At 57.0% G+C, this 8,879-nt stretch carries 10 protein-coding genes; 4 read left to right on the top strand and 6 right to left on the bottom strand.

Translation table 11 applies throughout. The features are described from left to right. Positions 1-153: 153 nt before the first annotated feature. Positions 154-453 (top strand): hypothetical protein, encoded by a 300-nt coding sequence (locus VGK48_16700; GenBank protein HEY2382817.1) that lies wholly within the window; start codon positions 154-156, stop codon positions 451-453. 113 nt (positions 454-566) lie between these two features. Here the strand turns inward: VGK48_16700 and VGK48_16695 are convergent, their stop codons facing one another. Together VGK48_16695 and typA are read right to left on the bottom strand one after the other, a co-directional pair. Next, positions 567-1,091, bottom strand: a complete 525-nt coding sequence (locus tag VGK48_16695; GenBank protein HEY2382816.1) for a YtxH domain-containing protein — start codon at positions 1,089-1,091, stop codon at positions 567-569. A 45-nt stretch (positions 1,092-1,136) separates the two neighbouring features. Continuing rightward, a complete protein-coding gene (gene typA / locus VGK48_16690) occupies positions 1,137-2,933 on the bottom strand; it encodes a translational GTPase TypA (protein HEY2382815.1) in 1,797 nt (598 codons plus the stop codon). A gap of 184 nt (positions 2,934-3,117) precedes the next feature. Here typA and VGK48_16685 point away from each other — a divergent pair, with 184 nt between their 5' ends. Continuing rightward, positions 3,118-4,056: a YihY/virulence factor BrkB family protein gene (locus VGK48_16685; protein ID HEY2382814.1), complete on the top strand. Its 939-nt coding sequence runs from the start codon at positions 3,118-3,120 to the stop codon at positions 4,054-4,056. Between the two features lie 15 nt (positions 4,057-4,071). Here VGK48_16685 and VGK48_16680 read toward each other — a convergent pair whose 3' ends face one another. Together VGK48_16680 and VGK48_16675 are read right to left on the bottom strand one after the other, a co-directional pair. After that, complete coding sequence (locus tag VGK48_16680) at positions 4,072-5,121, bottom strand: isocitrate/isopropylmalate family dehydrogenase (GenBank protein ID HEY2382813.1); 1,050 nt, start codon at positions 5,119-5,121, stop codon at positions 4,072-4,074. Positions 5,122-5,128: 7 nt separating this feature from the next. After that, positions 5,129-6,091 (bottom strand): transcriptional repressor, encoded by a 963-nt coding sequence (locus VGK48_16675; protein ID HEY2382812.1) that lies wholly within the window; start codon positions 6,089-6,091, stop codon positions 5,129-5,131. Positions 6,092-6,119: 28 nt separating this feature from the next. Between VGK48_16675 and VGK48_16670 the strand changes: the two genes are divergently transcribed. Both VGK48_16670 and VGK48_16665 read left to right on the top strand, forming a co-directional pair. After that, positions 6,120-6,638 carry a TlpA disulfide reductase family protein gene (locus VGK48_16670; GenBank protein ID HEY2382811.1) on the top strand — a complete coding sequence of 173 codons (519 nt, stop codon included), beginning with the start codon at positions 6,120-6,122 and terminating at the stop codon, positions 6,636-6,638. After that, positions 6,635-7,801 carry an endonuclease/exonuclease/phosphatase family protein gene (locus VGK48_16665; protein ID HEY2382810.1) on the top strand — a complete coding sequence of 389 codons (1,167 nt, stop codon included), beginning with the start codon at positions 6,635-6,637 and terminating at the stop codon, positions 7,799-7,801. The genes VGK48_16670 and VGK48_16665 overlap by 4 nt, the downstream gene beginning before the upstream one ends. 27 nt (positions 7,802-7,828) lie before the next feature. On the opposite strand, the gene VGK48_16660 is transcribed toward VGK48_16665, so the two are convergent. Continuing rightward, complete coding sequence (locus VGK48_16660) at positions 7,829-8,638, bottom strand: hypothetical protein (protein HEY2382809.1); 810 nt, start codon at positions 8,636-8,638, stop codon at positions 7,829-7,831. Further along, the coding region (locus VGK48_16655) for a hypothetical protein (GenBank protein HEY2382808.1) at positions 8,635-8,879 on the bottom strand (245 nt) is incomplete at its 5' end. The genes VGK48_16655 and VGK48_16660, both read right to left, overlap by 4 nt.

Here is an 8,879-nt window from a genome sequence, read left to right as displayed (position 1 = left end):
CGTATCAAATCCCAAAACAGATCTCTGTGCGAAGATTCCGCACGGCACGGGGCAAAACATTCTGCGCCAGGCGCTGCTGGCAGCCGATCACAATGCGTATCATCTCGGCCAGATCGTGCTTCTGGCACGCCTGCTCGGCGCCTGGAAGGACTGATGTCCGGCGAGTATTTCCTGGTGTTCGCAAATTCCGACTACACCCTGGATCTTTCACGATTCCTGCGTACGGAGTCCACCGACGGCTGGCACTTCTTTCAGGGCCGGGAAAATATCGGAACGATGCTGATCGTGAAAAGCGGCGACATGCACTACGTGCACGCCTCTTTCACGCGCGATCTGGATGGCGAGAAAATCACCAGTTACATCCGTTCCCTGCTCTGGTCACTCAACGTCCATAACGCCCTCGTCACTGTTCACAGCGGCAAACAAGTCGCATCCTTCGATTACGAAATCTAGCGGCACATGTGCCTCTTGTAGTTGCTGACAAAATAGCCACAAAAAGCACATAACGAAGCAAAACCCACAAAAACGGGTTTTTGTGTTCTGCTATGTGCCTTTTGTGGCTCTTCCTAATCCCCCATGACCCTGGTGTCGCGATACATCGGCTCCGGGATCTCGCTTTCGAGCTGCGCTGTGCTCTTCCCGAAGACGGCGCGAATGCCGCGGTCGATACCGCGATAGAGGGCGCCCAGTTCGCAAACCGGATCGAGCACGCTCTGTTCGATCGTCACTGCCGTCCGGTTCACATTGTCGACCGCCTTATGGACGTCCGACGCAATGTCGCCGCTTTTGCCCTGAAATTCGTGGACGCGCGATTGAAAGTTCTGCTCGGCCTCACGGTAGGCCCGTTCCCCTTCTTCAATCCCATACTTCGCCCTGTTCAGGACTCCGTGAACCTGGTCGGTGACAATTCTCGCCTTGCTTTCGATGAAACCGCGCACATCCTCAAGATTATCCGCGAGTTCATCGGGATGAGTAATCGAATGCCGGATCTTCTGTCCGGATTCGGTCATGAACAAGTATCCGACGGCCCCGCCAATGGCAGAGCCGAGAGCAACATACGGCCAGACATTTCCATTCGTTTTCATGTTCATACTTGTATCCTTAAATTCCCTCACTCTTATTTTGGACGACCGGCGTCAGCGTTTGTTGGCCTGTAAAACCTTCTTGCGCAATCGAATCGTCTGCGGCGTGACTTCCACGAATTCATCCTCGCGAATGAATTCGATGGCCTGTTCGAGATTGAGAATGCGGGGCGGCACCAGCCGGATGGCTTCATCCGCCGTCGACGACCGCATGTTGGTCAGCTTTTTCTCCTTAACGATGTTCACATCAAGATCGACGGAGCGGGCGTTCTCACCCACGATCATGCCTTCATAAACTTCGGTACCCGGCGTCACGAAGATCTCGCCACGTTCCTGCAGGTTCCAGATCGCATAAGCCGTTGTCTTGCCCGCGCGGTCCGCCACGAGAGAACCGGTCGGCCGCATGGGGATCTCGCCCTGCCACTCGATGTACCCGTGAAACAGCGAATTCATGATCGCCGTGCCACGCGTATCCGTCAGAATTTCGCTCCGAAGGCCGATGAGCCCGCGGGTCGGTACATGAAATTCCAGGCGGACGCGGCCAGAACCATGGTTCACCATCTTCACCATCTTGCCTTTGCGGCTGCCGAGTTTCTCGATCACAACGCCCAGAAACGACTCAGGACAATCGATGATCAACAGCTCGACGGGTTCGTGAAGCTTCTCACCGATCGACTTCGTCAGGATCTCCGGCTTGCCGGCGGTCAATTCATAACCTTCGCGCCGCATAGTCTCGATCAGGATTGCCAGCTGCAGCTCCCCGCGCCCCATGACGCGGAAAGCGTCGGGGCCGCCGGCTTCTTCGACACGAATCGAGACATTTGTGAGCAGCTCTTTTTCCAAACGCTCGCGGAGATTGCGGGAAGTCACATATTGGCCTTCGCGGCCGGCAAAAGGCGACGTATTGATCGTGAATATCATCGCGATCGTCGGCTCATCGATCTGGATGTGCGGCAGCGGAAGAGGGTTTTCGGGGTTCGTCACCGTCTCACCGATGTTGATGCCTTCGACGCCGGCGATCGCCAGAATGTCGCCGGGATGTCCCACTGTTTCGTCGACGCGTTTCAGCCCTTCGAAGGAATACAGCTTGGTGATTTTGGTCTTTTGCAGCGCGCCGTCGAGCTTGACGATGCCGACTTCGTCGCCGAGCCGAAGGGTGCCGTTGAAAACCCGGACAATGGCAAGCCGGCCGAGGTAGTCGCTGTAGTCGAGATTCGCGACCAGGATCTGCAATATGCCCTCGGGATCACCCGGCGGATCGGGAATGCGCGTCACAATCGCTTCGAACAGAGGCCGGAGGTCCGCGGCGGATTCATCTTCAAGCGAAGTCTTGGCGATGCCGGCCCGGGCATTCGTATAGATGACCGGAAAATCGAGTTGCTCCTCGGTGGCATCCAGATCAATGAAGAGATCAAAGATCTCATTCATCACTTCCTGAATGCGCGCATCCGGGCGATCGATTTTGTTGATGACGACGATCGCAGGAAGTTTGGCCTCCAGCGCCTTCATCAAAACGTATCGCGTCTGCGGCAGCGGCCCTTCGCTCGAATCGACGAGCAGAACGACGCCATCCACCATCTTCAGCGCCCGTTCCACTTCGCCCCCGAAATCGCTGTGGCCGGGAGTGTCGACGATATTGATCTTCACCCCGTGATAGCGAATGCCGGTGGTCTTGGCAAGAATTGTGATTCCCCGTTCGCGCTCAAGGTCGTTGGAGTCCATGACCCGCTCGACCACTTCTTCGTTTACCCGGAAAATTCCGCTCTGGCGCAGCATGGCATCGACAAGAGTGGTCTTGCCGTGATCAACGTGCGCGATGATTGCTATGTTTCGAAATCGGTCATTAGGCATAACCTCCCATGATAAGCCACGGACCCAACAGATGAAACGGATGAAACGGATTCAGGTTGTGACAGGATCGTCCACGGTGTAGACTGCCGCCCGAAGACGGCCTGGAACGCGGGCTAAAGCCCGCGACTACATTTTGGGCTACAGTCTGACGGCCCTACGGGCCTGAATTCACGTCTAATTCAATATGTGCCATTTCTGGGGCTTGCTGGGGACAACCTTCAACGAGTGGCTGGAAGACAAGGCTCCGCGCCTCGGGGCAGCGGTCGCATATTATGCGGCATTTTCCATCGCCCCGCTTTTCGTGCTGTTCATGGAGGTCATGGGTTTCTTCTACAAGGGAGACACGCTCCAGACCGTTCGAGCCCAGATTTCCGTGATGGCCGGTGCGAATGCGGCGGACGCGATTGTTGCAATCCTTCGTGGCGTGCAAAATGCGGGCGGCACCAGAACGGCGACGGCATTGAGCGTCATCACGCTGCTCATCGCGGCCACCGGCATGTTCGGCCAGCTGCAGGATGCCATGAACACGATCTGGGAGGTCACGCCGAAACCCCGCCGGTTCTGGTGGGACATTCTGAGAACCCGTCTGTTTTCCTTTCTGATGATCGTGGCCTTTTCTGCAGTGCTGCTCTTCTCGCTGGCATTGACGACATTTCTCGCCAATGTCACACGATATTTCCAGACAATACTTCCCTTCACCGCCGGGCTCTGGCCGCTCGCCGACCTCGCTTTGTCGTTCGTGGTGACCACGGCCCTGTTCGCCGCGATCTTCAAGATTCTTCCGGACGTCAACATCGCATGGAGCGATGTCTGGGTCGGAGCCGCCGCGACCGCTGCCTTATTCGCAATCGGCAAGATCGGAATCGGACTCTATCTGGGCCGCAGTTCTTTCACGTCGGCATACGGCGCCGCCGGATCGCTCCTGGCTCTGCTCGCCTGGGTCTACTTTTCCTCGCAGATTCTATTTTTCGGCGCGGAGCTTACATTCGTCTATGCCCGGGAGTACAAGCATCGCTTCCGTCCCGCCCGCGGTGCGGTATTCCTGACCGAGGAAATGCGTATTAAGCAGGGCATCCCGCACACCGAAACAATCGACGAAGCGTTCAAGAAGAAGATCGCCTGAAAAAGACCAGGAACGCTATTTGATTTTGCCGAGGACCGCATCCCCCACTTCACGCGTACCGAGCTTCCCCCCGACGTCCTGTGTCATCTGGCCTTCGTTGACGCAAGCGATGACCGCCTTCTCAACCGCGGCGGCGGCATCAATCAAGCCGAGATGTTCCAGCAGCAGCGCGGCGGTGAGGATCGAGCCCATGGGATTTGCGAGGTTCTTGCCGGCAAGTGGCGGAGACGAGCCGTGCACCGGCTCGAACAGCGAGACATTGCCGGGATTGATATTTCCCGAGGCGGCCATTCCAAGTCCGCCCTGCAGCGCCGCAGCCAGATCCGTAACGATGTCTCCGAACATGTTATTGGTGACGATCACCTGAAAGTCCTTCGGCTGCCGGACCATCAGAAGGCAAAGCGCATCGATGTACAGATGGCTCGTCTGGACACCGGAATGCCGCGCGCCGGCTTCCTTAAAACATCGCTGCCAGAGGTCGCCGGCATAGCCCATCACGTTCGACTTATCGCTCATGCACACTTTCGTCTGGCCGTGACGTTTCGCGTGTTGGAAGGCGTATTCGACGATGCGCTCCACGCCTTTTCGGGTATGCACTTCGACCTGGGTCGCGACTTCGTCCGCCGTTCCCTTCTTGAAGACGCCGCCGGAGTTCACATACGCGCCTTCGGTATTCTCGCGCACGACGGTGAAGTTCAGATCATCCACGCCGACGCCCTTCAGCGGGCACAGCCGTTCATGGAAGAGCCGCACGGGACGCACATTCGCGTAAAGATCCAGGCCGAAGCGCAGGGCCAGCAGAATTTCGGCGGCGTGCTTCTGGTCCGGCACGCGCGGGTCTCCGACAGCGCCGAAAAGGATGGCATGGAAATCCTTGCGAAACATTTCGAAGGCGCCGGCAGGCAGCGCGATGCCCTCTCTCAGGTATTTCTCGGCGCCCCAGTCGAACTCCACAAACTCCAGTCCTGCGCTGAAAACGTCATTCACGCGCCGCAGGACCCGCATGGACTCGCGCGTGACATCGATTCCAATCCCATCTCCGGGTATGACAGCAATTCGTTTCATATCTGTGTTAACCGCGTAATCCGCGGCTTTCCGACCTCGTAAGTTGATTGTATTCCGTGAGGAGCGCCTCCAGGTGCGACTCCTCGTCCTTCGCAAAATCAATGAAGATCTTGCGTCCGTCAGCATCGGTAATTTGTTCGGCAAAGTCGGTGAAGAACTGATGCGAACGCCGCTCGAGATTCATGGCGATGTTGAGCGCATCGAGATCGCTGGTTTCGTCTCTCACCTCGATCTTCAGCAATTCCTTCTGCGGAAAGATCTCTCCCACGATCTTCCGGCTGAGCGGCAACCGCGCGGGTTCGCGCCGGAGCCACTCGTTTTTCTCGAGCAGCGACCGGTGCTCGGCCTGCAGCCTGCGCAGGTGATCGGATTCTTCGGCGGCCAGCCGTTGAAACATGATCCGGCCCCGGCCGTTCTTGGTTTTTCGCGAAGCATTTGTATAAAAGGTGTATCCGCGGCGCTCGATGGCCAGGGTCAGTTCCAGGGCGTCGCGAACCAGGGTTGCTTCCAGGCGTTCCCTTCGATTCAGATTTTCGCTTTTGCGCTGCTTGCGCTGGCACGTCTTGCACAATCCGAAGATGACGTACCGGCTGTAACGCTCTTTAAAGTCATTGGCTTTGGTGGCACGGGCGATCAGGGTTTCGACTTTGCGGGAGGGAAACTCGACCGTCGAACCGCAGCTGTTGCATATGAAATGGAGATGGTTCGGCTGACCAATAACCGGCTCATAACGTCCCATGCCATGCAGCTTCGATTGCCGGATAAATCCCGACTGTAATAGGATTTTGATAGTCCGGTAAATCGTTGCCAGGCCAATCCGGTGCCCCTGCTCCAACAGACTATCGCGGAGTTCTTCGACGGACGGGTGCCCTTTCGACTGCAGCAGCGAGGCCCAGATCAGCGCCCGCTGGGATGTCTTCTTCAACTTCTTCTCTGCTAGCAGTTTCTGGAGCTCTTTGCGCTGTGCCATCGCCCGGATTATACGTTATAGTAAGACGATGAAAAGGACAGCTCTCGCCGTCGTCCTGATGTTTCTGACTCTGGGCTGCACTACCAAAAAACCTGCCGCTCTGGCGCCCGCAAAAGGCGCGCCGGATTTCGTGCTCGAAAATATCCGCGGTGGAAAATTAAAGTCTGTGGATCTGAAGGGCAAAGTCGCCGTCATCGATTTCTGGGCCACCTGGTGTGATCCCTGCAAAGCCGAGGTCCCTCACTACAATAAGCTGAAACAGGACTATCAGGGCAAGGACGTGGCTGTGATCGGTATCGCGATCGAATCGCCGTATAAAGACATCGCTCCCACCATGAAAGAGGTCGGCATCAATTACACGGTTCTGGTCGGCAACGATAATGTGGTGGATGGATTTGGCGGCGTGATCGGCTATCCGACAACCTACGTTGTGACGAAAGACTGGAAGATTTATAAGAAATACATGGGAGCGCTTTCGGATAAGGACGCCCGCATCCGCAAAGACATTGATAAGCTCCTGGCCGAATCAGCAGACTCCGCCGATTGAAGCTTGACCAGTCGTTTCAGCCGTTCCTGACAGACTTCGCGCGTTTCGAGAATACCGCCGCCCTCGAAAGCTCGCCGCTCTATCGAAAACTAAAGCCTGCCATCGACGGCGTGCTGGACAACGTCTGGTGCGAGAATTTCGCGCCTGCCCGCCCGCATGCAGAGGAACCCATTCGAGTGGTGGCCTGGAATATTGAGCGCGGGATGCGGTTGGACGGCATCGTACGCTTCCTCCGCGAACACCCGCTTTTAGCCAATGCCGATCTCCTCCTCCTGTCCGAACTCGATTGGGGAATGGCGCGGACGGACAACCACAACGTCGCGCAGGAACTTGCCTCCGCCCTGGGCATGAATTACGCCTTCGCTCCCTGTTATCTCGCGCTGAGCAAGGGCGCCGGAATCGAGCGGCGGGCGGACGGGGAGAACCAGGAATCTCTGCACGGCAATGCCCTGCTTTCCCGATTCCCGATCCGGAACGCGCATTCCGTGGTTCTGCCAAACGGCAAGGACAAGATGAAGGGCGCCGAAAAACGAATCGGCTCACAGCGCGCCGTCGTCGCGGATATCGAACATCCGCTGGGATTATTTCGAGCGGTCGCTCTCCATCTGGACGCACATTCCTCGCAGCGGCATCGATATCTTCAGATGAAGATAGTTCTCGACCACCTGGAGGGCCTAAGCCCGCGTCTGCCGGTTCTGATCGGCGGCGATTGGAACACGACCACGCATGATGCCAGCCGCGCAGTGTATTCGATCCTTGGATACCTCCGGCGGGTCCTGATGGGTGTGCGAAATGTGGTTGCGAATCACTACCCCTATCCGGAACGTTGGTTCGACCGCCGGATATTTCGCGAGCTCGAGCGGCAGGGGTACCGGTATCGCGAGCTGAATACTCCGGGAGAGTGCACGCTGCACTACAACGTGGCCGACCTCGCGGCGAACCTCAACATGGGCGAATGGGTTCCCGGCTGGTGTTTCTGGTTCATCAACTGGGCGCTGGCCCGCGTGGGTGGCTCCTGCTCCATGAAACTCGACTGGTTTGCCGGAAAAGACGTACGTCCCCTTGCGCCGGCAGTGGCGATTCCAGAACTTGCTTCCGAAGGGAAGCCGGTCTCGGACCATGACCCGATTGTGATTTCTGTCGCTTTGAATCCATCCGCGTGATCTGCGTAATCTGCGGCTAGAAACTCTTCACAGTGGGATATTGACCGAGAACAACAGAAACTTCGAGAAAAACTCCCCAAACAGCAACGCCACGACCGCCAGGTAGAGCAACCCCGTCGCGGCCTGGGTGTGCTTAAGCTGCACGGTGCTCCAGATCATCGCGGTCAGAATAATCGGCACCACGACCCCGAAAATCAGCCGCGGCCAGAAAAACATCCCCTGCTGGATCATCAATTCCCGCAGCACCGCCGCAATCGGAATCCGCTGCTCGAGGTTGAGCACGGCGAGCGAAACCAGAATCGTCACAATCCGCAGTCCGATCGCGCCCATGAGAACTTTTGTGAGCCGCTTAAGCGGATCGATCGACAGGCCCGGTATCACGAGATACCAATGTCCGAACACCATCGTCAGCATCACTGATCCGAGCAGCGCCGTCGCCGCAACATGGTTCACGAGCAGGTCCCAGTTCTCCCACCCTCCCAGCGTCATCAATTTCGTGAATGCCATGGAGTCCGCTGCAATCGAGATCAGGCCTGTTGCAATGGCGCCGATCAGCAGCGCCCAGGCCGCGGTGAATTTATTGACGTCGACCACACGGTTATAGACGATCGTTAACACCGCCGAGACCGCCAGGAAAATCACCGGCAGCTGACTTTCGCGCAGCGGCGACGGGAACAGAAAATTGAAGCCGAGGACAACGCCCAGCAGAATCGCCGCCGTCAGGCTGGCGAACTTGAAGAAGCTGTTGCCGATGCTGCGGGGCGAAATAAACAGAAGGGTCAGCATCATGCCGACGCCGAGCTGAGAAAAGAGGAAGAAGAAAGTCGATGAAATCATTCGAAGCCGATATACGCCGTGGCCGCGTTGCTCACACGATCCCGCCGGTCCCACACCTCACGATCGATCAACACAAAGAATTTCCATAATCCCTTGTGCTTGTCTTTCAGTATACGGATTTCGTCATTGTTACTTGCAGACAAAGGCAGAACCTGCTCGTGGTCCATCCTTGCCGGAACTTCGGCTTCCGACAACGACATCTCGAAAGACGGGCAATAAATAATGATCTCGTGCGGCTGAA

The sequence above is a fragment of the Terriglobia bacterium genome (genome assembly GCA_036496425.1).
GTDB lineage: Bacteria > Acidobacteriota > Terriglobia > 20CM-2-55-15 > 20CM-2-55-15 > 20CM-2-55-15.
Note: the sequence above shows the minus strand (reverse complement) of the source record. Positions and strands in the feature narration are given on the sequence as shown.

Excerpts from the sequence above, each read along its gene's own strand:
- VGK48_16670 (HEY2382811.1), top strand. The coding sequence starts at position 6,120 with ATGAAAAGGACAGCTCTCGCCGTCGTCCTGATGTTTCTGACTCTGGGC.
- VGK48_16685 (HEY2382814.1), top strand. The coding sequence starts at position 3,118 with ATGTGCCATTTCTGGGGCTTGCTGGGGACAACCTTCAACGAGTGGCTG.
- typA (HEY2382815.1), bottom strand. The coding sequence starts at position 2,933 with ATGCCTAATGACCGATTTCGAAACATAGCAATCATCGCGCACGTTGAT.
- VGK48_16660 (HEY2382809.1), bottom strand. The coding sequence starts at position 8,638 with ATGATTTCATCGACTTTCTTCTTCCTCTTTTCTCAGCTCGGCGTCGGC.
- VGK48_16700 (HEY2382817.1), top strand. The coding sequence starts at position 154 with ATGTCCGGCGAGTATTTCCTGGTGTTCGCAAATTCCGACTACACCCTG.
- VGK48_16680 (HEY2382813.1), bottom strand. The coding sequence starts at position 5,121 with ATGAAACGAATTGCTGTCATACCCGGAGATGGGATTGGAATCGATGTC.
- VGK48_16695 (HEY2382816.1), bottom strand. The coding sequence starts at position 1,091 with ATGAACATGAAAACGAATGGAAATGTCTGGCCGTATGTTGCTCTCGGC.
- VGK48_16675 (HEY2382812.1), bottom strand. The coding sequence starts at position 6,091 with ATGGCACAGCGCAAAGAGCTCCAGAAACTGCTAGCAGAGAAGAAGTTG.